Here is a 21694-nt window from a genome sequence, read left to right on the forward strand (position 1 = left end):
GCGGAGGGCGTCAGCAGGTCGCTTCGATGGCCTGCACGAGGTCGGCCACGATGTCGGACGGGTCCTCCAGGCCCACGGACACGCGCAGCAGGCTGGCATGCGGCTTGGCATCGGCGGCAACGGGCCGGTGGGTCAGCCCGGCCGGGTGCTGGATCAGGGTGTCGATGCCGCCGAGCGAGACCGCATGCGTGATCATGCCGACGGCGGACGGAATCCTTTCGGCATGCTCGGCGCTGCCCACCTCGAAGGCGAGCAGCGAGCCGGGACCGGACATTTGCGTTCCGATCAGCCCCTGCGGATCGCACTCGGGCAGCCCCGGGTAGAAGACGCGCCGGACCAGGCCGTGACCGGCCAGGGCGGCGGCGACCTTCTGTGCGCTGGCCTGCTGCGCCCGCACCCGGACCGGCAGCGTGGCCAGCCCGCGGTGGAGCAGATAGGCGGGCCAGGGTGTGAGGATGCCGCCGGTGACAGCCCGGATCTGGCGCAGCCTGGTGGTCCATTCGGGAGCCGCAGCCACCACGCCGCCCATGGCGTCGCCGTGTCCGCCGAGGAATTTGGTGGCGCTGTGCAGCACCATCGCGGCGCCGTGCAGATAGGGCTGCTGGAGGATGGGACTGGCGAAGGTGTTGTCGACCAGGACCGGGACGCCGTCCGCCGCCGCGGCCACGCGGGCGATGTCCACCAGCTCCAGGCTCGGGTTGGCCGGCGTCTCCAGGATCACCAGGCCGGTGTCGGGGCGGAGCGCGGCGTGCACGCCCTCCGCGGTTGTGAACGTGACATCGTTGCCGAGCACGCCCGAGGCCAGCAGGTAGTCGCTGCCGCCGTACAGCGGCCGCACCGCGACGACATGCTTCTTTCCGGTGGCGACGACGGCGAGCAGGACGGCGCTGAGCGCGGCCATGCCGGTGGCGAACGCCACGGCCTCCGGGGTCTCCTCAAGGACGGCGACGCCCTCCTCGAACCGCGCCACGGTGGGGTTCCAGAGCCGCTGGTAGACGGTGCTCTGGCCCTCGACGTGGGTGCCGCCGGTGGCCATGTGCTCATAGGCGAGCCCGCCGTCGTGCACGGAGGGCAGGGGCGCCGTGGTGGACAGATCGATCGGCACGGCGTGCACGCCCAGTTCAGTGAGTCCGTTGCGGCCGGCGTGGACGGCCAGCGAGTCTTGAGAAAGCACCTTGCTCCTTATGAATATTCACCGTTGAATTCCGCAAGTATCTGGCAATAATTCGGAGTTTTGTAGGGCCCGCGAATGGAAGTGTCGGAATGAGCCGTTTATGATGAACTGACAACCCATCAAGGAGGATCCGTGAGTAGCAGTGCGAAGAATCTTCGGCCGGGAGCGGGTGCCGGCGAGCCGCTGGACGCTATCGACGAGCGCCTGCTCGCGGCACTTGTGGCCGATGCCCGAATCTCCAACAAGCAGCTGGCCGAGCTGGTCGGCATCGCACCGTCCACGGCCCTGATGCGCACGCGTGCGCTCTCCGAGCGCGGGATTATCCAGGGCTTCGAGGCGAAGCTGAGCCTCTCCGCGATCGGCCGCTCCGTTCAGGCCCTCATCGCCGTCAGGCTCCGCGCCCACGACCGCGAACAGATCGACCGCTTCACGGCCCGGGTCCCGAAGCTCCCGGCCGTGCTCTCGACCTTCCACACCTCGGGCTCGGTGGACTACCTGCTGCACATCGCCGTCGCCACCACCGAGGACCTCCGCGACTGGGTGCTGGACAATCTGGCCACGGATCCGGTGGTGGGGCACACCGAGACCACCCTCGTGTTCGACCACATCCAGGGCAACCAGGGCCCGCTGCCCGACTAGCGCCGGGCGCCGCGTCACCTCCGGCGCCGCTTCAGCTCCGCCGGGGGCAGTCAGGCCCGGCGCAGTCAGGCGCGGCGCAGCGCCGCGCGCAGCGTGATGGCGGCAAGGGTGGCCCCGGCCACCGAGCAGAGCACCACAAAGCCGGCGACCGCCGTCTGGAGGCCGACGACGCCGGCGGCCAGCCCCAGCCCGATGACGGGAAAGGCGCTGCCGAGGTACGTGATGACGTAGACCGTGCTGATGATCTGGGCGTGGCGGGAAGGTTCGACCTTCCCGGCCACATCGTTGAAGACGGTCCGGAAGGACACTCCCTGTCCCAGGCCCGCGGTGATGCTCGCGAGGATCAGCAGCCAGGGACTGTTCCAGGCGGCGGCCGCGGCGATCAGCAGCACCGACACGGCGAGCATGCCCAGTCCGATCGGCACCACGAAGCGTCCCCGCACCGCGAGGAGCTGGCTGAGCGCGGAGGACGCGAGCGTCAGTCCCGCCAGCAGGCCGATCAGCGGCCGCGAATCCGCGTGGACGATCTGGGCGAAATAGCTGGGCGCCAGGGAAAGGCAGAAGCCGAAGACGGTGAAGCTGAGGAACCCCACCGAGGACGCCAGCCAGAAGGCGCCGCGCGCCTCACTGGACACCGACGGGCGGCGGGGCGCCAGTACGCGCAACGGCTGCGGACCCGCGACCGAGGCGATGGCCGGACGGGCTTTCAGCAGGTACAGCGGGACCAGCAGCGCGGCCAGGACCAGGGAATGCAGATAATACGGCGTGGTCGTGGGTCCGGGCAGCAGCGAGAGCACTCCCCCGATGGCCGGGCCGGCCGCCACACCCCCGGCGGATGCCAGCAGGGTGAACCGCGAGGCCCACTCGGGGCGGCTGGGCAGCAGTTCCCGCAGGGCCGCCGAACTTGCGCCGGTGGCGAGTGCCACCGCGATGCCCTGCAGCGCCCTGCCGACGCACAGCGCGAACAGGCTGTCCGCCGCGGCGAAAACGGAGCCGCCGGCGAGGCCCACCAGCACGGCAAGGACCAGCGCGGCCCGGCGGCCGATGTGGTCCGACCAGTGCCCGGCCAGGATCAGGGTCGCCACCAGCGCCAGGACATACGCGGAGAAGGCCACCGTGACACCCAAGGCGGAAATGCCCAGTTTGGCCTGCAGCAGCGGGTACAGCGGCGTGGCAAGATTCGCGCCGACCAGCAGCGTGAAAATCACGACGCCGGCCATCACCAGCCGCGCCGTGGTGGAAGCGTCCCAGCCCCAGCGGTCTGCCGTGGCGGGGCGCATGCGAAGTTCGCTGAAGACCGTCATGACCTTGCCCTTGCATGGAAGCGGGCCGCGTGTTCCCCCTGGTGGGGAATCGCCAGCCCGTTCTGATTCGATACTCCCAGAATGGTGCATTGCTGCTCCTTGCAGCTAAATTTCATGCCAAAATTGATCAAAACAATCAATCAGCCGCCCTCAAAGTGAACGGAAGTGATGATTTGAACAGCCTGGACCCCACCGACCTGAAAATCCTGCTGGAACTCATCCGGGACCCGCGGATCCAGATCGGCGACCTCAGCGAAAAGCTGGGCATTGCCCGCAACACCGCGCAGTCCCGCGTCCGGCGCATGCAGCGTTCGGGTTTGCTGCACGACGGCGGCCGCGAGATCGATCTTGAAGCGGTGGGCTACGACGTCGTCGCCTTCGTGACCATCGAGGTCAACCACCGGGAACTCGACGGTGTGGTGGGAGCCCTGCGCCTGATCGCGCAGGTCCTGGAAGTCCACGAGATCTCCGGACGCGGCGACGTGTGGTGCCGCGTAGTGGCCACCGACACCCACAGCCTGCAGGCCGCCCTGCGCTCCATTCTGCGGATCAAGGGCGTCATCCGGACCGAGACCGTCCTTGCCCTGTACACCCACATCCAGTACCGCACCGAACCGCTGATCAGCCGGCTGGCCCAGGGCAGCTCGCTGAAGACTGGATAATGAGCCCGTGACTATCATCGATAACGCCGTCTACGTTGACGGCGTTCGCAGCGCCGAGCCGCAGAGCCTCGAACAGACCTTTGACACCCTGAGCCGGCACGGCGGGATGGCGTGGATCGGCCTGTACCGGCCGACGGAGGATGAAATGGCCGCCGTCGCCGCGGAGTTCGGGCTGCACAGCCTCGCCGTGGAAGACGCCATTTCGGCCCACCAGCGCCCCAAGCTCGAACGCTACGACGACATCCTGTTCACGGTGCTGCGGCCCGCGCGGTACCTGGACTCGACGGAAACCGTGGAATTCGGCGAACTCCACGTGTTCACCGGGAAGAATTTCGTCGTCACCGTCCGGCATGCCGAAACCGGCGGGGTGGCACAGGTGCGGCGAAAGATGGAGAAGCGCCCCGACCTCCTGTGCCACGGCCCGGAAGCTGTGCTCTACGCCCTGATGGACCAGGTGGTGGACGACTACGTGCCCGTCGTGGCGGGGCTGGAGAACGACATCGACGAAATCGAGGACCAGCTGTTCAGCGGCGACTCCACGGTCTCGCGGCGGATCTACGAACTGGCCCGCGAGGTCATCCAGTTCCAGCGCGCCATCCATCCGCTCCCGGCCATGATGCAGCTGCTCCGGGGCGGCTTCGAGAAATACGAAATAAAACCCGAGCTCCAGCACAACCTCCGCGACGTCGAAGACCACGTGGAGCGGCTGATCTCCCGCGCCGATTCCTTCCGGGACCTCCTGCAGAACGCCCTCACCCTCGACGGGACGCTGACGGCCAACCGGCAGAACGAGGCCAGCGCCGAGCAGAATGAGCAGGTCAAGAAGATCTCGTCCTGGGCGGCCATCTTCTTCGCCCCGTCCATTGTGGCAGGCATCTACGGCATGAACTTTGAGGGGATGCCGGAGCTGCAGTGGAGCTACGGCTACCCGATGGCCATCGCGCTGATGGGCTCCACCGCCGCCCTGATGTACGGCATCTTCAAGCGGAAAGGCTGGCTCTGACCACCGGATCCGTTCGGCGGACCCGCGTGTAGTCTGGCGTCATGAGCGCACGGCGGGACCGGTTCCGGGACATCGTGGAGACCCTGACGAGGCACGGGCTGGGCTTCGCGCTGGGGACCCTTGGGCTGGACCGGATCCGGCCCGCGGATAGGGCCCCGGCCCAGCACCGGCGTCCGCCGCGGGGCGCGAGCCTGCCGGTGCGCGTCCGGCTCGCCCTCGAGGACCTCGGCGCCGTGTACATCAAGTTCGGCCAGATCGTGTCAACGCGCACCGACGTGCTGCCGCCGGAGTACGCCACCGAGCTCGCGAAGCTCCAGGACGCGTCCCCGCCCATTACAGCCGCCGAAGTCCGCGCCGTCATCACCGAGGAGCTCGGCACCGCGGCGGACCGGCTGCTCGCTTCGCTGGACGACACTCCCCTCGCCACCGGCTCCATCGGCCAGGCCCACTGCGGCCGGATCACCCTGGATCCGACGGACGCCGCAGCGGGCATCCCCGGTGGCGCGGCCGCCGGCCGGGGCATCGACGTCGTGGTCAAAGTCCGCCGGCCCGGCGTCGTGGCCCAGATCAACGAGGACCTGGAGATCATGGCCGAGCTGGCCAAACGCGCGGAGCGGGCCTCCACGCGGGCCGCCGCCGTCCATCTGGCGGCCCTCGTCGATGAGTTCTCCCAGACCCTGCGCGCCGAACTGGACTACCTGCAGGAAGCCCGGAACGTGGAGCACTTCGCCGCGAACTTCGCGGGCGACGGCCGCGTCCACATCCCTCTGGTCTTCTGGGACACCACCACAGCCCGGGTCCTCACGCTGGAGCGGATCCGCGGCATCAAAGTCAACGACGCGGCCGCGCTGCGGGCGGCGGGGATCGACGCCGGCGAGCTGGCCCGGCGGGCCTGCAACGTCCTGTTGAAGATGGTGTTCGAGGACGGGTTCTTCCACGCCGACCCGCATCCGGGAAACTTCTTCGTGGAGGCGGACGGGCGGCTGGGCATCATCGACTTCGGTATGGTCGGCCACATCAGCGACTCGACGCGTGATCAGCTGGTCAGGATGCTGGTGGCCGTCGTGGACCAGGACGCCGCCCGGCTGACCACCGCCCTGGTCCGCCTGTGCGGGGCGCAGGCGGGCGGCGGCTTCGGCGGGCTGCAGACGGACCTGGGGCGGCTCGTGGACCGGTATGCCGGACGGCCGCTCACGGAGATCCCGATCGTCGCGGTCCTGACGGATCTGGCGGCCCTGCTGCGCGAAAACCGGCTGCGGCTGCCGCGGGAAACAGCCCTGCTGCTGAAGATGCTGGTCATGGCGGACGGCCTGGGCAAACAGCTGGACCCCGGATTCGAGCTGACCACGCAGCTGGCACCCTTCGCGCAGCAGATGATCCTGGGCTCGCTGTCCCCCGAGGCCCTGGCGGACCGGCTGAAAAAGCTCGGCCGGGAAGCCCTGCGCTTCGGGACGGAGGCGCCGGAGATCATGCGCCGGGTGGTGGATGTCCTGGAGCGCGGCGGCATCGACATTCATTTCCGGGCCGAGGAGCTGGACCGGCTGATGGACAAAGCGGAGAAAACCGGGAACCGGATCGTCGCCGGACTGATCACCGCCGCCCTGATCAACGCCGTCGGGGAGCTGGTGTCCGCCCAGCCGGAGAACTGGCGGAACTGGCCGAAGACCCTCTTCACCGCGGGGATCGGCGGCGTGGGTGCGCTGGGGGTCTACCTGGCCCTGACCTCCCGGCACCGGAGATAGCGCGACCGCGCCACCCCTAGGCTGTCAGCGGCGCCGGTGCTTAGCGGCGCCGCCGGGCCTGCGCGACCAGCCGGCTGAACGCCAGGACAAACACCGCCTCGATCAGCACCATCAGCCCGAGCAGCAGCCACTGGCCTTCGCCGATGAAGACGACGGCGCCGACCACCACCAGGATCGTTCCCAGCGCCAGGGCATAGACGGCGAACCCGATGGCCACCTTCGCGCTGCGGACGCCCGTGCGGAAGCCGAAGCCCACGGGTTCACCCCCGGGGTAGCCTGCCACCCGGTCGGGTCCCGCCGGGTTGAGCCGGTCGAACTCCTCCCACGGGTCGCGGTCCTGGTCCTGTTCCGTCATGCTTCCATTATCCCGCGGACACGGCGGTCCGGGGGTCCGGACAGCGTGCGGTCACACTCCCCGCGGCCCGCGTCAGACAGGCACCGGCCCGGCCGTGCCGTTCCGCCGCCGGACTAGGCGGCGCGGACGTCGATTTCGCCCGGTGCGGCGCCGTCGGCGCCGAACACCAGGTGGCGGTTGGCGATTTTTTCGCTGAAGAACCGGTCGTGGCTGACCACCACGACGGCGCCCGGGAAGTGCACCAGCGCGCGTTCCATGACCTGGGTGCTGGACATGTCCAGATGGTTGGTCGGCTCATCCAGCAGCAGGACCGAGGCGCCGGAGAGGAGGCACTGCGCCATCGCGACGCGCGCCTTCTGCCCGCCGGAGAGGTTCCCGATCTTCTGTTTGAGGTCCGCCTCGGAGAACTGGAACATCGCCAGGAACCGGTTGACGGACTTCTTCGTGGCGCTGAACGCCAGGCTGTCGGGCAGCGCGTTGACCGCGTGCGAGACGGTGTCGGCGTCGTCGAGGTCCTCGAGCATCTGGTTGTAGGAGACGAAGCCTGGCCCCTTGGCCCAGGCCACGTCGCCGGAATCGGCTTGCTCTTCGCCGGTCAGCACCTTCAGGAGTGTGGACTTGCCGCTGCCGTTGGAGCCGAGGACGACGATCCGGTTGCCGCGGCGGATCTCGAAGGACAGGCCGTCGAACAGCAGCTTTTCGCCGTAGGACTTGCCGAGTCCCTCGACCCGGCAGAGCACGTCCTTGACGTGCAGGCCGCCGTAGATCTCGGTGACAATCTGGTCGACCGGGCGGGGGGTGCGGGACTTCTTGATTTTGGCCAGCTGGTTCCCGAGCCCGCTGCTGGCGGCCTTGGCCGCCTCGCGGCGGTCGGAGATCCCTTCGGCCTCGAAGGCCAGGAGCTCCGATTCGTGCACGAACTGCTGCTCCAGGGTCTTGAGGCGGAACTGTTTCTGCACCACGTACTCGCCGAAGTTGCCCGGGTATTCGTGCAGGTGGAAGTTCTCCACCTCGATGATCCGGGTGACGACGGCGTCGAGGAATTTCCGGTCGTGCGAGACGATGATCGCGGCGCCCTTGAAGTCCCGGAACCAGCTTTCGAGCCATTCGACGCCGGCCACGTCCAGGAAGTTCGTGGGCTCGTCGAGCAGCAGCACGTCGGGGCCTTCGAGCAGGATTTTGGCCAGGGCCGCGCGGTTGCGCCAGCCGCCGGACAGCTCGTCGATCGCGCAGCTCCGGTGGGCCTCGTCGAAGCCCAGCGTGGTGAGGACGGTGTCGATGCGCCGCGGGTAGTCCCAGCCGTCGAGCCGTTCCATGTCCTCGAACAGCTCGGCCTGGCGGCCGATGAGGCGGTCGAGTTCGGCGCCCGCCGGGTCGGCGGCGATAGCGCCGTCGATGGCGGCCAGCTCGGCCTCGATCGCCTTGATCTCGGTAAACAGCGCGTCGAGGACTTCAAGAATCGTGGCGTCCCCGTTGAGTTCGGAGAACTGGGAGAAGTAGCCCACCTTGGTGCCGAGTTCCAGGGTGACCGTGCCGGTATCCGGCGTCACCTGGTCGAGGACCAGTTTTAGGATGGTTGTCTTGCCGGAGCCGTTTTTGCCGATCAGGCCCACCCGGTCGCCCGTCTCGAGGCGGAAGAACGCTTCCCGGAGAATCTGGGTGTTGTCGAAGCGCACGCTGACGTCTTGCAGCCGGATCAGGCTCATGGGTATTTCTCTTTCGATGTGGGGTCTGAACGGCGGGGGCACCCGGCGGGGCGCGGGACTAGCGGGGCACGAGCCGCCACAGCGAGGTGACTTCGGCCGACCGGGCCGCGAACAAAGGATCGTTCCGGTCGGATGCCTTGGGGTGGGTGGGTTTGGTGTCGGAGCGTCCCAGCACCTTCAGCCCGGCGGCCCCGATGGCGCCCAGCAGGTCATCGCGGGACCGCAGCCCCAGATGTTCGGCCAGATCAGAGAGCACGAGCCACCCCTCACCGCCCGGCTCCAGGTGCTCGGCGAGCTCGTTCAGGAAACGGAAGAGCATCCGGTTGCCGGGGTCGTAGACGGCATTGTCCAGCGAGGAATGCGGCGTGGCCGGAATCCACGGCGGGTTGCACACGATGAGCGGCGCACGGCCGGGCGCGAACATGTCGGTCAGGACAGCCTCTGCCCTGTCCTGGACGCCGAGGTTCCGGAAGTTCTCCTCGGCGCAGGCAATCGCGCGGGGTTCATTGTCCGTCGCCACGACGCGGCGGACGCCGCGGCGGGCGAGCACGGCAGCGAGCACGCCGGTGCCTGTACCGACGTCGAACGCCAGCGTGTCGGAGGGCAGCGGCGCGGCGGCCACCAGGTCGACGTACTCGCTGCGGGTCGGGAAGAACGTGCCGTAGTGCGGGTGGATGCGGTCCTGCAGGGCTTCGACGTAGACGCCGTTTTTGCGCCATTCGTGCGCGCCGATGGCCCCGACGAGCTCGTGGAGCGACACCACCGAAGGCTCGCTGATGTCCCCGTACGCCTCCTGGGCGGCCTGCCGGAGGTCCGGGGCGCGCCGCAGCGGCACGGCCGGCCCCGGGTCAAGCTGCACCAGCAGCAGGCCGAGAATGCGTGCCCGGTGCGAGCGGGACTGGCGGTGCCGGTAGAACTCATCGGCCGGGGCGGGAGCGGCCTTTTTCTTCCCGGCGCCCACCCGCCGGTCCAGGGCGTTGAGGATCTGCCGCGCATTGTGGAAGTCACCCTGCCAGAGCATCGCGGTGCCCTGGGACGCCATCCGGTTCGCCTCGTCGGCGGTGAGGGAGTCAGTGACCACTTCAACGCGGGCGGGCGCGGGCCTGCCGTTCGCCGACCGCCAGCGGGCGGTCCTGCTGTGGCCGCCCTCTGCCCAGGTAACGACCGCAGGCTCGTCCACCGCGGCTGCCTGCGGGGGCGTGCGGGAGGGGATGGCCAGGGGTTGGTCCGGCACGGCGGTAGCGATAAGAGTTCCAATCCCAGAGTCCGAGGGCGGATCGGAGACTGACGTGTGCGGCGGAACGCACCTACTCAGGATACAGCCGGGCGCCCGGTCACTGTGCGATGCGGCTGCGGACGATCTCGCTGACGGCTTTGCCGTCGAAGCGTCCGGCGACCTTGGCGGTCACCGGCTTCATCACCGCGCCCAGCTGGCGCATCGTCAGTTCGGTGCCGTCGGCCGTGAGGTCACCGATCACGTCGTCGACAATCGCCTCCACCTCGGCGGCGGTCAGTGCCTTCGGCAGGTACGCCTCGATGATCTCGGCTTCGGCGATTTCCGCGGCGGCCCGTTCGGCCTCTCCCGCCTCGGTGTAGATGCGGGCGGTGTCGCGGCGCTTGGCGGCTTCCTTCTGCAGCAGGGACGTCACCTGGGCGTCGTCGAGCACGATCGGGGTCTTGCCGGACTTCTCGCGGGTTTCGATTTCGCCCAGGACGTTGCGCACCGTGGTGAGTGCGACCTTGTTGCGGTCCTTCATGTGGCCGACGACGTCGGCGTGCAGTCGTTCTTTCAGGGTGGTCATGATTCTCCTCGTCTCACTGGACAGGATATCGGGCTCTCAGAGGCCGCTGCGCCCCGCCCATAGTCCGTGCAGCAGCGGAACCACCGACACCAGCATGAGGACATTGCCGAGCACCGTGTCATCCGCGCGGGCCACGGAACCGGCAATGAGCAGGGCGCCGAAGATCAGGGCCGAAGCTGATCGCTGCCCCGTACGGTCCAGCCGTCGGATCTGTTGCTCAAGGCGCGGACTGGCAACCGCCAGCGAACCGTCCTCCAGCCGGGTCAGGATCCCATTCAGACGTTTCGGCAGGCCCAGGGCCAGCCCGGCGGCGTCGAACGCCTGCTGTGTCACGTCCTGCACAATGTTGCCGCGCTCGTCGCGCAGCAGCTGCGCCGCGTAGGGTTCGACCGAGTCCCAGAGATTGAACCGGGCATCCAGCGAGCTGCACACTCCGGACGTCAGCGACATGGCCCGGATGATGAGCAGGAAATTCTCCGGCAGCTGGAACGGCAAGGAGCGGACCACGTCGCCGAACTCCACCGCAAAGTCCCGGAACTCCCGCGGGTCGACCTCGCGAAGCTCGGCGAAGCCCATCCCGCCGAACCGGGCGAAGAGGTGCGTCATCGCCCGTTCCAGCTCCACCGTGTCGGCCGAGGGCACCAGCACACCCACGTTCCGGATGGCGGTCACCAGCCCCTCGCCGTCACGCGAGGCAGCCGCGATGAGCAGCTTCCGCAGCCCGCTGCGCGTGCTCGCCGGAACCTCCCCCATCATGCCGAAGTCGATGAAGGTCAGCTTCCAGGGGCGCGTTCCGGGCGGACCGGCAACCGGGGTGACAAAGATGTTGCCGGGGTGGGGATCGGCGTGGAAGAAACCGGTAGTGAACATCTGGTCGAACATGACCGAGGCGAAAACCGGGGCAACCTGCGCCGGATCGATGCCCGCCGCCAGCAGCGCCGCCGAGTCCGTGATCTTTATCGCCGTGACGTCCTCGAGGGTGAGGACCCGGCGGGTGCTCCGCTCCCAGACGACGTCGGGCACGCCCACGCGGCTGTCATCGGTAAATTCAGCCGCGAACCGTTCCGCGTTTGCCCCCTCATGCAGGTAGTCGATCTCCTCCAGGCTGGTCTGCGCAAACTCCTCGACCAGGGCGGGCATGTCGGCACGGTCGGACACCAGGCGCACCCGGCTGAGCCAGCCGCCGACCTTGCGCAGTGCCGCCAGGTCGACGTCGACGATGGCATCGATGCCCGGCCGCTGGACCTTCAGCACGACACTCTCAAGCCCGGTGTCGTCGGCGTCGCCCGGACGAAGCATCGCCCGGTGCGCCTGCCCGAGGGACGCTGCTGCGATCGGTGTCTCCTCCACTGAGGCGAACAACTGCTTCAGCGGCGCGCCCAGCTCAGCTTCGGCGAGAGTGCGGATCGCGGAGAAGGACACCGGAGGCACCTCGTCCTGGAGCCCCTCAAGTTCCGTGGTGATCTCGGGCGGCAGCACGTCGAGCCTGGAGGACAGGAACTGACCGACTTTGATCATGAGACCGCCGAGGTCCACCGCCAGGACATGGAAGCGCTGCGCGAAGAGCAGCATCCTCTTCGCCCTGGTGCGCTCGGCAATGCGGACCAGCCCGAGGCGCGGGAGGAACAGCTCAAACCACCAGGTCACCGCGAGATGCCACGCGGCGAAGCGCAGGATGCGACGGTAACGCGCACGGTAGGCCCCGCCGCGGGGAAGCGGATCTGCGCGGTCCGGGCGAACCGACGTCACCCCGTCAGCCCTTGGCGAGGATCGCGTACAGCCGGCGGCGCGCGTCGTCGAGCACGGCCACGGCCTCCTGCACTTGCTCCGGGGTCCCGGTGCGGCCCACCTGGGACGCGGCCTGTGCGAGTTCGACACCCGCTTTGGGCAGCGCCGCGAATCCGGTGCCCGACGCCGGTGCCGCCGAGTCCCAGGGCGCTGACGCGTCGGCGCCCGCCACGGCTTCCCGGCCGGCTTCCGTCAGGGAATAGATCTTGCGGCCGTTGGATTCCTCGGCACGGATAAGGCCCTCATCGGCCAGCAGCTGGAGGGTGGGATAGACGGAGCCTGCGCTGGGCTTCCAGCTGCCACCGCTGCGCTCCTCGATTTCACGAATGATCTGGTAGCCGTGCATCGGCCGCTCGGCGAGCAGTGCCAGCACGGCCGAGCGCACCTCGCCCCGCCCCGCACGGGAACCCGAGCGTTTCTCGAACCTCGAACGCAACTCCTCGACGGCCTGCCACATGCTGTCGACATTGTTGCCGCGGAATCCGCCTGCCGGGTATGAACTGCGCATCATGCTCTCCTCTGGAAAATCGCGAACGATATACAACGATAGTCAACGATACATCCGAAATGCACGAAACGGAGAGCGGTGCCGGCCCGCTCCGGCCATATTGGTTGCGGCGGTCATGCCGGTTCGGTGCCACCATAGAGTACGGCGCATTTCCTCGCCATCGCGCCCCGCGCCGCAGATGACTCAACGATCGAACGTGAGCTCCGGGAGTAGTCATGAAGAAACTCACCACGTTGTTTTCCGGTACTGCGGCGGGGGCCGCGCTGTCCTTGACCGCCTCGCTCGGCGCCGTCGCTGCGCAGGCGGCGTCCCCGGAGACGCCGGCGGGTTCGACCCAGTCGACACCGATGCCCGTGGGGGTTCCCGGTTCGTGGACCCAGACCTTCGGTGATGAGTTCAATGGGACCACCCTCGACACGAACAAGTGGTCCCGGTCCTGGTTCGGCGGCGGCCGGGTGAACAAGGTCAAGACTGACCCCGCAAACGTCTCCGTCGGCGGCGGGCACCTGTCGCTGAAGCTCGCGAAGGCCGGCACGGGCGCCCTGGTGTCGTCGAACCCGCTGGACGCCGCCAAGACTGGTTACGAGTTCCGGACCGGCTACGTCGAGGCCCGCATTTCCTTCCCCGGGAACGGAAAGGTGCTCCACAACTTTCCCGCGTGGTGGACCACCGGGCAGTCCTGGCCGGCCACGGGCGAGAACGACATCGCCGAAGTGCTCGAGGGAAAGCTCACGTCCAATTACCACTCAAGCTCCGGAACCTACAACCACGGACCCATTCCGGGCTATTGGGGCGACAAGTTCCACGTCTACGGCCTGTGGCGGAAGGACAATGTCTCCGAGGTCTACGTGGACGGCGTCAAGGTCAAGTCGTTCCGCACCGACGACGGCAACTCCCCGCAGTACCTCGTCCTGAATATCGGCAAGGCCAACACCAGCACCGTGTACGGGAAAGCCTCCACCGTGAAGGTCGACTACGTGCGGGCCTGGAAGTAGCAGCACCGGACAAGTGCGCGGGGACGCGGACCACCCACCCCTATGATGCATGTGTAAGAGGCTGGCTTCGGCTGTATTTCAGGGGGATAAGTGTTCACAATTGGGGACCAGCCGGACGGCTTCATGAGTGGCGCGCGGCGCCGCATTGTTGACCATGACCGCCAGGCCCGGCTGGAACTGATCAACGGCGCCGCGCAAACCGGAGGAGACCTTTTCCTGCTGACATGGCAGGACCGCCTGATACCGATCGTCGCGTTCAGCCAAAACGCGGTCGACCGCGAATTGGGCCAGAACCAGGTCCACGTTCATATCCGGTCCCTGGGTGATAGCCGATACGCGAGGAACAGTGGACTGAACGCGTCGACATTGTCGGAATCGGATTGGATTCCTGCCCATCGCCTGGCCGCCGAAGCCTTGCTCGTTTTCGGGTCGTGGTACGACGGTCTGTCGTTCCAGGACGGTCATTTCGTTGTTAAGGACGTCATAGATGGCGGGAATGAGTCATACACGCTGTCCTCGTTCGGCTACCAGGGAGCGTCGAGGCCGCCCAACTTTCACAGCCGGCTTGATTGGGCCGAGGCGTCCATTCGCCGGCAAGCGGTCGAAGAGTCATGGGGGTTGGACCTGCCGGACTCCATCTTCGTCATTGTGCTACACAACCGTCGACGTGCCGTGCTTCGCCACAACCAATACATGAAGCTCTCGGTCCCTGTACTTTTCCCAAACGTGCGGCCCGCTGAACTGGAAGATCTGGAAAACCGGGCAGACCGGCTCTTGTTCCATGCGTCGACTTACGGCACGGCCCACCTCGACGGCGAAACCGTCGAGTCCGTGCTGAGCCGGATGAAAGGCGATGCCCCGGGCTTCTCTCGCGACACCTACCGCCGGACCCTCGCCAACGGAACCTTTATGATCCAAGGCAACCGGGACGCAGAGAAGCGGCGCCGGAAAGAACTCATCGCGTCAGCGCGATCCGCCGATCTCCTCGACGGAGTGTTCGACCTTCTCTACTTCAACAGGCGGTTCTCCAAAGGGCAGTTCCTCGGGGCCATCCCTATCCATGGAACGCTCGGCGATCTCCACTCCCGGGCCGACCTCGACGATGCGATGGCCAAGGCCGAGAAACTCATCCGGGACGGATACCGCTACGCCTGGACACCGTCCGAAACTACCGAGCAAGTGGAACGGCTCACGGCGGATCACCCCGGTTTCAGTACCCGCTGCGTGCGGGACGCCCTCAGCTGGGGCTACCAACAAAATCGATAACACACCGGGAGCCGTGGCCGGATGGAGGCCCACGTCGCCAGGCGGTCCCTTGGCTGACGCGACGCGCTGCCGGGAAGGCCGGCCGTACGGATTTGTGTGTTGGCCTGTCGCTGTTCTTTCGATGCTGGCACGATGGACGAATGACGGACGGCTACAAACGGCGCGACGCGGAACCGGACGGAATCCCTGAGATTAATCAAGCACCGGGGATGGCAGAACTTGAGGCGTTGTTTGCAGCTGAAGATATCGATTACCGCGGCGGACAGCCGGTTGATATGCAAGAGCTCCATCGAGCGATGGCCAGCGCAAGTGAACGCCGCAACTTGGAGTTATTCAGCCCGGTGGGCACTTCGCGCGACCTGGCGATTGACATATTGCGGGAGGTCGTCAGCGCCATACTCAGCGGCGCCACCGGATACGCCACTGATCTACTTGAAGACATACCGCCCGAATCGCCGGACGGCACAGCGCCGACCGTAGCCGGCTGCATCGGTGCGGCCCTTGGTCTGCTGGATAGCTGGTTCGCCGGAGCCTCGGATTGGGTACCTGGGGACCCCGTCAAAGACAGCACCCTTCCGCCGGGTCACTGGAACGGCGAGAAGGCGGCAACTGAGGTCCTGGCCCTGGCAGGGAAGGGACGGGCATCGCGTTCGGCGACAGAGCTGGTCAGTCGCCACGGTGCATCCCGGGTCCTGTCCGGCTCCGCCTTGGCGCTGGCCGCCGCCGCGGGCGCCTGGGCCCGTCGCACCAAAACGCCACTGGATGAACTGATCCCGGTGATTTTCCCTTAGGCAGCATCGGTGCACGGTTCGGGGGAGCTGAGTCGGGCCCTCCGCACACATGAACATGAAGACTCTTCGCCAAGCGTTTAATTCAGGAGTCCGGTGGTCAGGAAACCCCTGCAAATGGTGGAGCTAAGGAGATTCGAACTCCTGACCTCTTCGATGCGAACGAAGCGCTCTACCAACTGAGCTATAGCCCCGAAGCAACGCCGGTCCCGAAGGAACGGCGTTGCCGGTGTCCCTAGGCTACAAACTATCCGCCTTCTTTGCCAGCCAGCCGCTGAAAGTCTCACCGGCGTGGCGTTCCTCCGGGGCCAGGTTCAGGCCCGCGCGCAGGTATTTTCCCATCGCCCCGGGCAGCGGCAGACGCACCGGCCGTGCACGGGAGCCGGTGGCGGCCTTCCATTGCCGGGCGAACTCCCCCATCCCGTGGATCTCGGGGCCGCCGACGGTCCTGACGCTGTGCCGCCGTCCTGTTGCGGGTTTCAGGGCCTCCTCAAGCAGGGCGGCCGCGACATCGGCGGGTGCAATGGGCTGGAAACGGGCGCCTGCGACCACGGGGATGATCCGCAGTTTCGAGCCGGCGGCGAAAGTGGTCGCGAGCAGCGAATGGAACTGCGTCGCCCGGAGCGCGATGGTCTCGAGTCCGGACCGCTCGTAGACCAACTCCTTGGCTGCCTTCGAGGCGTAGTAGCCGAAGCTGCTCCGGTCGCAGTTGACGATGGACAGCATCACGGCCCTGGGCACGCCGGCGTCCTGGGCGGCGGCAAGCAGCCGGGCGCCGCCGTCGGCGAAGTCTTTCAGCGCCTTCCCGGACCGCCCCTCCAGGCAGTCGATCACGACGTCGGCCCCGGCCAGCGCCGCGGCCAGCCCCGCCCCCGTGGTCACGTCGGCCGCAAAGTACTCCGCGCCGGCGGTCCGGGCGGGGTCCCCGGCGGGCGGCGGATTCCGGCAGAGGACCGCCACCGCGGACCCCGCCGCGACGGCCTGCCGCACCACCTCGCGGCCCACCTGGCCGGTTCCCCCGGCAACGCAAATTCGAGTCATGCCCTGAGGCTACCGCCCCGGCCGGGTTCTGCGCCGCAGCGGACCGCCGGCCAGGATCCGCCGGGCACAAAAAAGCCCCGGGCGGCCGTTGGTGGCTGCCCGGGGCTGGAGGGACGAAGCTCAGGCCCGGCGTCGCTGCAGGACGTCGTCCAGGTTGCTGAGGGCGCTCTGGGCCTTGCCCATCGGCTTCTGCTCGGCGTCCGCACCGGCGCTGACGGCCGGCGTCTGCGGGAGGCCCTGCTTCAGCGACGGTTTTCCGACTGCCTTCGGGGCTTCCGGCAGATCGAGCGGCTCAGGGGCGGCCCGCTCGGCCTTCGGCGCCTCTACATACGTCGGCTTGGGGACTTCCACCGGCTCCCAGCTGGATCCTTCGGCGGGCCGGGCGTCCACGGTGCCGCGGACGGACGTGTCGCCTGAGGCCATGGCTTCCGCCAGCGCCGCCTGGCGGAGTTCCTGGGCGGTCAGGGGCCTCGGTGCCGGCTGACGTTCCGCGGCGTCCGCCTGGGCGTCAAAGAGCGGGCTCTCGGCGCGTTCTCGGGGCTCGCCCGCCGGCTCCCGCAGCGGGCGCTCGGGGGCGGACTCGGCCGGGTGGGCCGGGCGGGCCGGTGCGCTCATGGCCGCTCGAAACGCGGCGTTCATTTTTCGGCGGCGGTCCCGGACCGCAAGCCAGCGGAGCATAAAGACCGCGGCGACGGCGCCCGCCAACGCAACGAACGGCAGCCAGGGTGCGCCGAGGCCGAAGAGTCGCAGGGCCGCTGAGACGACGCCGGTCAGCAGCGAAAGCAGACCGGCCAGGGCGAGGGCCAACCGGCCGTAGCGGATTCTGAACGCCGGGCCGGCGGCCGCCGTTGTGTGGCCGCCGTCGTGTCCGGTGGTGCCCGGGGCGGACTCGGTGCGCTGGGTGCTGGTCATGGGTTTCTCCTGCTGGGCCGCCATCTTCATGACGTTCCCGGCTTGGGGGGCTGCTGTTTCGAGATCGATGAAGTCCGCCGCAAGCTCGCCCGCGGGCTGCAGTTGGTGGCGTCCGTTCCGGAGCATGTAGGGGGCAACCCACACAATCCAGAGCGCAACAGCAATGACAAGGATCACAGAGCTGCTAAGAGGGATATCCACACCAAAACCGTATGAGCAATACGGGGTCCGGGGCCGCATTGTCCCCGGTGTGTCGCGGGGGAACTGTCAATTGACTGGATTGATGACGTAAGCGCTGGTCAGCACGGGTCTGACGGCTACGCGGGGCGGCTCTGCTGCCACCGCTCCAGAAGCCCCTCCGGCACTTCTTCAGCGGTCAGCGCGAAGGTCCGATGGTCGGCCCATTCACCATTGATGTGCAGGTACCTCGGCCGGTAGCCCTCGTCGCGGAAGCCGAGCTTCTCGACCACCCGGAGGCTGGGCCCGTTTTCGGGCCGGATGTTGATTTCCATCCGATGCAGCCCAAGGTTCTGGAAGCAGTAGTCCGTCACGAGCGCCACCGCGGTCGGCGCGATGCCGTGCCCGGCCCGGTCCTTGTCCACCCAGTAGCCGAGGGTGGCCATCATGGCCGAGCCCCACACAATGGAGGAGACCGTCAGTTGACCCACGATGACAGGCTCCCGGAAACCCGGGGTCCGCTCTGTAATCAGGAACGGCAGGGCCGTGGCCTGGGCGGCCTGCGTCTTGAGGGAACGCACCATGTGGCGGTAGTCGGGAAGGCCACCCCCGGGAACGGGGTTGGACGCTTCCCAGGGGGCCAGCCACTCGCTGTTGCGGGAACGGACCTCGGTCCATTCCTTGCGGTCCCGGTAACGGATCGGGCGCAGCACAAGGTCGCCGCTTTCAAGCGTCACCGGCCAGTGGAAGCTGCCCCCCACCGGGGCTACTTGGTCAGGCTGGGAGCCAGGCTCGCGGCGAAGCCCGGCAGCCATTCCCGCAGGCCGGGACCCAGATCGTCACTGTCGCAGGCCAGCTGGACGCAGGCCTTGAGGTAGCTGAGCTTATCGCCGGTGTCGTAGCGGCGGCCACGGAAAACGACGCCGTACACGCCGTAGCCCTCGCCGTCACCGGCAGCGAGCTCCTGCAGCGCGTCAGTGAGCTGGATTTCGCCGCCGCGGCCGGGGGCAGTGCGTTCCAGCACCTCGAAGACCGCCGGGTGGAGGACATAGCGGCCGATGATGGCCAGGTTCGACGGCGCGTCCTTGACGTCAGGCTTCTCGACCAGGTGGTTGATCCGTACGTACTCTTCGCCGCCGATCGCCTGGACATCGGCACAGCCGTAGGCGCTGATTTCAGAGGGCTCAACCTCGATCAGCGCGACCACCGAACCCCCGGTCTTCGCTTGGACCTCGATCATGGTGCTGAGAAGGTCATCGCGGGCATCGATCAGGTCATCGCCCAACAGGACCGCAAACGGCTCATAACCCACGTGCTGCTTCGCGCGGAGCACGGCGTGGCCCAGGCCCATCGGATCGCCCTGGCGGACGTAGTGGATGTCGCCCAGGTTGCTGGCCGCCTGGATGGACTCGAGCTTGGCAGTGTCTCCCTTGGCCTCAAGCATGGCTTCCAGCGTGGGGACGCGGTCGAAGTGGTCCTCCAGCGCGCGCTTGTTGCGGCCGGTGATCATCAGGATGTCGTTCAGACCGACTTTGACGGCTTCCTCCACGACGTACTGGATGGCCGGCTTGTCGACGACGGGCAGCATTTCCTTGGGCATGGCCTTGGTGGCCGGAAGGAATCTGGTGCCGAGGCCGGCTGCGGGGATGACGGCCTTGCGGACGGGAGCGTTGGGTGTAGTCACTCGACTAATCTAACGGAGGGACCAAACATTGGGTAATCATTCGAGCCGCCGGGAGAACAGCTGTTTGCCGGGCCGCATCACACTTAAGGACCACGGGCATGGCGTCGAAGGAAGAGATCCGGGCAAGCCACCGCGCCCGGCGCGCGGGGCTCACGCCGGACCGGCTGGAAAACGCCGCCGCGGGAATTGCCGGGCACGGACTTGCCTGGGCATCCGGCCTGACCGGTGGCGGCCCGGGCACTTTTGCCGCCTATCTTGGGGTAGGTTCCGAGCCGCCGACCGCTCCCCTGCTGGCAGCCCTGCATAAGGCCGGCCATCAGGTACTGCTTCCGGTCTGTGAACCCGGCCTGGCGCTGAGCTGGGTGTACTGGACACCGGCATCGGAATTTGTCCGGAGCCGTTACGCGCCGATCCAGGAGCCAGCGGGGGAACGCCACGGCACTGCCGTCATGCAGCACACCGACGGCATCTTCCTGCCGGCCACCGCCGTCGACTACTCCGGCAACCGGATCGGCCAGGGCGGCGGCTACTACGACAAGTTCCTGGCGGCGCTGGCTACCCTCCTCGGGTCCGGGGCCCCGGCCGCCGACGGCGGGCTGCCGCCCCTGCCGACTGCCGCAGTTGTGTACGACGGCGAGGTCCTGCCCGCCGGCAGCATCCCGGCAGAGCCCTTTGATCGGAAGGTGGCCGCCGCCCTGACCCCGGCGGGCCTGCTCACGCTGCAGCACGGTTAGCGCATAAAAGGACGCGCCGCAGGGGTGATAGAATTAGCACTCAGGCCCTGCGACTGCTAAGGGACGGATTGCGGAGACGGACACGTCGACCGCGGTCCCCACCGGACAGCACGGGACCTGCTCGTTTGTCCCAGAGGAGGATTTCCAGTGCCCACGTATGCATACGCCTGCAAGGACTGCAGCCACGCCTTCGAGATCGTGCAGTCGTTCACCGACAGCTCCCTCACGTCCTGCCCCGAGTGCCAGGGGACCCTTCGCAAGAAGTTCAACAGCGTCGGCGTCGTCTTCAAGGGTTCCGGCTTCTACCGGACCGACTCCCGCGACGCCAAAGGCAGCACCGTCTCACCGGCTCCCGCCCCGGCCGCAACTCCGGCGCCTGCCGCCGCTTCCGCCAGCTAGGACCTGCCTGGGGCTGCGCCCCCGTTCCGGTTCGTGCCTGCCTGGCTGGTTGTCCACATAGCCCACAGCACGCCTGTCCGGCGTCCGCACCGCTGCATAGTGTCGGGCTATGTCCACCCCCGCCCTTCCCGTCCTGTCCGCAGACGTCGTCCCTGAAGTCAGCCCTCGGGCCTTTTTTCATGGCGCGTGGCACCCTCTATCGGTTCTCCGAAACGGCGGGTCGCGCGCGCGCCGCCGAGTCCGGTCGGCCCCTTCAGGTCCGCGGCGTCGGCCAGGACCCGCTGGGCCGTCTCCCCGCAGGCGGCTGGCCCGTTGGCTTTCCCGCAACCGGCGGCTGGGCGTGGCGCTGCTGCTGTGTGTGGCGGCCGGTCTCACCGTCCAGCAGCTGACCCCGGCACCGGCCTTTACGGTCTCTGCCCTCGCCGCCGCACGGGACCTCCCGGCCGGGCAAACACTGGGCCCGGATGACCTGACGGCGCTGAGCGTCCCGCGCGGTCTGGTGCCCGCAGGCAGCTACGGCAGCGCCGAGTCCCTGCAGGGCAAACAGCTCGCGGTGGCCCTGCGCAGGGGCCAACTCCTATCTGACGCCCAGCTCCTTGGTCCCGGCTTGCTGGCAGGAAGCCCTCCGGGATCCGCCGCCGTGCCGCTCCGGATGGCCGATCCCGCCTCGATCCAGCTGCTCTCCCCGGGGCAACTCGTCAACGTCGTGATGACCACCGGCAACAGCTTTGACCAGCCGGCAGCAACGCAGGTGCTGGCCGCCGCGGTGCCGGTGCTGTGGACCTCCGAGCACGGCAACGGCTCCGGCCAATGGCTCGCAACCGGGGAGACGGACGGCCTCCTGGTGGTCGCTGCCGACGCCGATCAGGCCGGTCGCCTCGCCGGTGCCTCCACACAGGGGAAGCTGTTCTTCGTCCTGGTGGCAGGCGCCAATGGCTAGCCGGCCGTCCCGTCAGGTGATCCCTTGGCAGGGGCCCTCCCGGAAGCCCGCCCCGGGGCGGTCCGGGCCGGGAAG

Annotated in this window: 22 protein-coding genes and 1 tRNA gene; 10 read left to right on the forward strand and 13 right to left on the reverse strand. The window is 67.8% G+C overall.

Annotated elements, in window-relative coordinates; all coding sequences use genetic code 11:
* Positions 1-10: 10 nt before the first annotated feature.
* Positions 11-1174: a trans-sulfuration enzyme family protein gene (locus AC06G6_RS14205; RefSeq protein WP_479823069.1), complete on the reverse strand. Its 1164-nt coding sequence runs from the start codon at positions 1172-1174 to the stop codon at positions 11-13.
* Between the two features lie 132 nt (positions 1175-1306).
* Between AC06G6_RS14205 and AC06G6_RS14210 the strand changes: the two genes are divergently transcribed.
* The gene (locus AC06G6_RS14210) at positions 1307-1813 is read left to right on the forward strand and encodes an Lrp/AsnC family transcriptional regulator (RefSeq protein WP_307460300.1); all 507 of its coding nucleotides are present in this window, start codon (positions 1307-1309) and stop codon (positions 1811-1813) included.
* Positions 1814-1878: 65 nt separating this feature from the next.
* On the opposite strand, the gene AC06G6_RS14215 is transcribed toward AC06G6_RS14210, so the two are convergent.
* A complete protein-coding gene (locus AC06G6_RS14215) occupies positions 1879-3117 on the reverse strand; it encodes an MFS transporter (RefSeq protein WP_479823071.1) in 1239 nt (412 codons plus the stop codon).
* Positions 3118-3290: 173 nt separating this feature from the next.
* Between AC06G6_RS14215 and AC06G6_RS14220 the strand changes: the two genes are divergently transcribed.
* From AC06G6_RS14220 to AC06G6_RS14230, 3 genes are read left to right on the forward strand one after another with little or no spacing between them, the layout of a single operon-like run.
* Complete coding sequence (locus tag AC06G6_RS14220) at positions 3291-3779, forward strand: Lrp/AsnC family transcriptional regulator (protein WP_479823073.1); 489 nt, start codon at positions 3291-3293, stop codon at positions 3777-3779.
* Between the two features lie 7 nt (positions 3780-3786).
* Positions 3787-4782 carry a magnesium/cobalt transporter CorA gene (corA, locus tag AC06G6_RS14225; RefSeq protein ID WP_479823075.1) on the forward strand — a complete coding sequence of 332 codons (996 nt, stop codon included), beginning with the start codon at positions 3787-3789 and terminating at the stop codon, positions 4780-4782.
* A gap of 41 nt (positions 4783-4823) precedes the next feature.
* Positions 4824-6524 (forward strand): ABC1 kinase family protein, encoded by a 1701-nt coding sequence (locus AC06G6_RS14230; protein ID WP_479823077.1) that lies wholly within the window; start codon positions 4824-4826, stop codon positions 6522-6524.
* Positions 6525-6564: 40 nt separating this feature from the next.
* Here AC06G6_RS14230 and AC06G6_RS14235 read toward each other — a convergent pair whose 3' ends face one another.
* From AC06G6_RS14235 to AC06G6_RS14260, 6 genes are all read right to left on the reverse strand, one after another.
* Positions 6565-6879, reverse strand: coding sequence for a hypothetical protein (locus AC06G6_RS14235; RefSeq protein ID WP_479823080.1), 315 nt, complete (start codon positions 6877-6879; stop codon positions 6565-6567).
* Between the two features lie 113 nt (positions 6880-6992).
* Positions 6993-8585 carry an ABC-F family ATP-binding cassette domain-containing protein gene (locus AC06G6_RS14240; RefSeq protein ID WP_479823082.1) on the reverse strand — a complete coding sequence of 531 codons (1593 nt, stop codon included), beginning with the start codon at positions 8583-8585 and terminating at the stop codon, positions 6993-6995.
* Positions 8586-8643: 58 nt separating this feature from the next.
* On the reverse strand, positions 8644-9765 hold the full coding sequence (locus AC06G6_RS14245; RefSeq protein ID WP_479828690.1) for a methyltransferase: 1122 nt from the start codon (positions 9763-9765) through the stop codon (positions 8644-8646).
* 154 nt (positions 9766-9919) lie between these two features.
* Complete coding sequence (locus AC06G6_RS14250) at positions 9920-10387, reverse strand: GatB/YqeY domain-containing protein (RefSeq protein WP_479823084.1); 468 nt, start codon at positions 10385-10387, stop codon at positions 9920-9922.
* A 36-nt stretch (positions 10388-10423) separates the two neighbouring features.
* Complete coding sequence (locus tag AC06G6_RS14255; RefSeq protein ID WP_479823086.1) at positions 10424-12136, reverse strand: ABC1 kinase family protein; 1713 nt, start codon at positions 12134-12136, stop codon at positions 10424-10426.
* A 4-nt stretch (positions 12137-12140) separates the two neighbouring features.
* Positions 12141-12683, reverse strand: a complete 543-nt coding sequence (locus AC06G6_RS14260; protein ID WP_479828691.1) for a PadR family transcriptional regulator — start codon at positions 12681-12683, stop codon at positions 12141-12143.
* 215 nt (positions 12684-12898) lie between these two features.
* Here AC06G6_RS14260 and AC06G6_RS14265 point away from each other — a divergent pair, with 215 nt between their 5' ends.
* The 3 genes from AC06G6_RS14265 (at position 12899) to AC06G6_RS14275 (ending at position 15735) form a co-directional block, all read left to right on the forward strand.
* A complete protein-coding gene (locus tag AC06G6_RS14265; protein ID WP_479823088.1) occupies positions 12899-13678 on the forward strand; it encodes a glycoside hydrolase family 16 protein in 780 nt (259 codons plus the stop codon).
* A 90-nt stretch (positions 13679-13768) separates the two neighbouring features.
* The gene (locus tag AC06G6_RS14270; RefSeq protein ID WP_479823090.1) at positions 13769-14944 is read left to right on the forward strand and encodes a hypothetical protein; all 1176 of its coding nucleotides are present in this window, start codon (positions 13769-13771) and stop codon (positions 14942-14944) included.
* Positions 14945-15084: 140 nt separating this feature from the next.
* Positions 15085-15735, forward strand: a complete 651-nt coding sequence (locus AC06G6_RS14275) for a hypothetical protein (RefSeq protein WP_479823092.1) — start codon at positions 15085-15087, stop codon at positions 15733-15735.
* Between the two features lie 115 nt (positions 15736-15850).
* Here AC06G6_RS14275 and AC06G6_RS14280 read toward each other — a convergent pair.
* The 5 genes from AC06G6_RS14280 to galU form a co-directional block, all read right to left on the reverse strand.
* A tRNA-Ala gene (locus AC06G6_RS14280) sits at positions 15851-15926 on the reverse strand.
* Between the two features lie 46 nt (positions 15927-15972).
* Positions 15973-16773 carry an SDR family oxidoreductase gene (locus tag AC06G6_RS14285; protein WP_479823094.1) on the reverse strand — a complete coding sequence of 267 codons (801 nt, stop codon included), beginning with the start codon at positions 16771-16773 and terminating at the stop codon, positions 15973-15975.
* Positions 16774-16893: 120 nt separating this feature from the next.
* Positions 16894-17886 carry a hypothetical protein gene (locus AC06G6_RS14290; protein WP_479823096.1) on the reverse strand — a complete coding sequence of 331 codons (993 nt, stop codon included), beginning with the start codon at positions 17884-17886 and terminating at the stop codon, positions 16894-16896.
* Between the two features lie 116 nt (positions 17887-18002).
* The gene (locus AC06G6_RS14295) at positions 18003-18623 is read right to left on the reverse strand and encodes a GNAT family N-acetyltransferase (RefSeq protein ID WP_479823098.1); all 621 of its coding nucleotides are present in this window, start codon (positions 18621-18623) and stop codon (positions 18003-18005) included.
* A gap of 5 nt (positions 18624-18628) precedes the next feature.
* Positions 18629-19546 carry a UTP--glucose-1-phosphate uridylyltransferase GalU gene (gene galU / locus AC06G6_RS14300; protein ID WP_307460338.1) on the reverse strand — a complete coding sequence of 306 codons (918 nt, stop codon included), beginning with the start codon at positions 19544-19546 and terminating at the stop codon, positions 18629-18631.
* 98 nt (positions 19547-19644) lie between these two features.
* Between galU and AC06G6_RS14305 the strand changes: the two genes are divergently transcribed.
* From AC06G6_RS14305 to AC06G6_RS14315, 3 genes are all read left to right on the forward strand, one after another.
* The gene (locus tag AC06G6_RS14305; RefSeq protein WP_479823100.1) at positions 19645-20280 is read left to right on the forward strand and encodes a 5-formyltetrahydrofolate cyclo-ligase; all 636 of its coding nucleotides are present in this window, start codon (positions 19645-19647) and stop codon (positions 20278-20280) included.
* A 147-nt stretch (positions 20281-20427) separates the two neighbouring features.
* On the forward strand, positions 20428-20679 hold the full coding sequence (locus tag AC06G6_RS14310; RefSeq protein WP_024367438.1) for an FmdB family zinc ribbon protein: 252 nt from the start codon (positions 20428-20430) through the stop codon (positions 20677-20679).
* Between the two features lie 349 nt (positions 20680-21028).
* Entirely contained in the window at positions 21029-21619 is a 591-nt protein-coding gene (locus tag AC06G6_RS14315; RefSeq protein WP_479828693.1) for an RcpC/CpaB family pilus assembly protein, read from the forward strand.
* The last annotated feature ends 75 nt before the right edge of the window (positions 21620-21694 follow it).

The sequence above is a fragment of the Arthrobacter sp. CJL-S3 genome, from assembly GCF_056711635.1.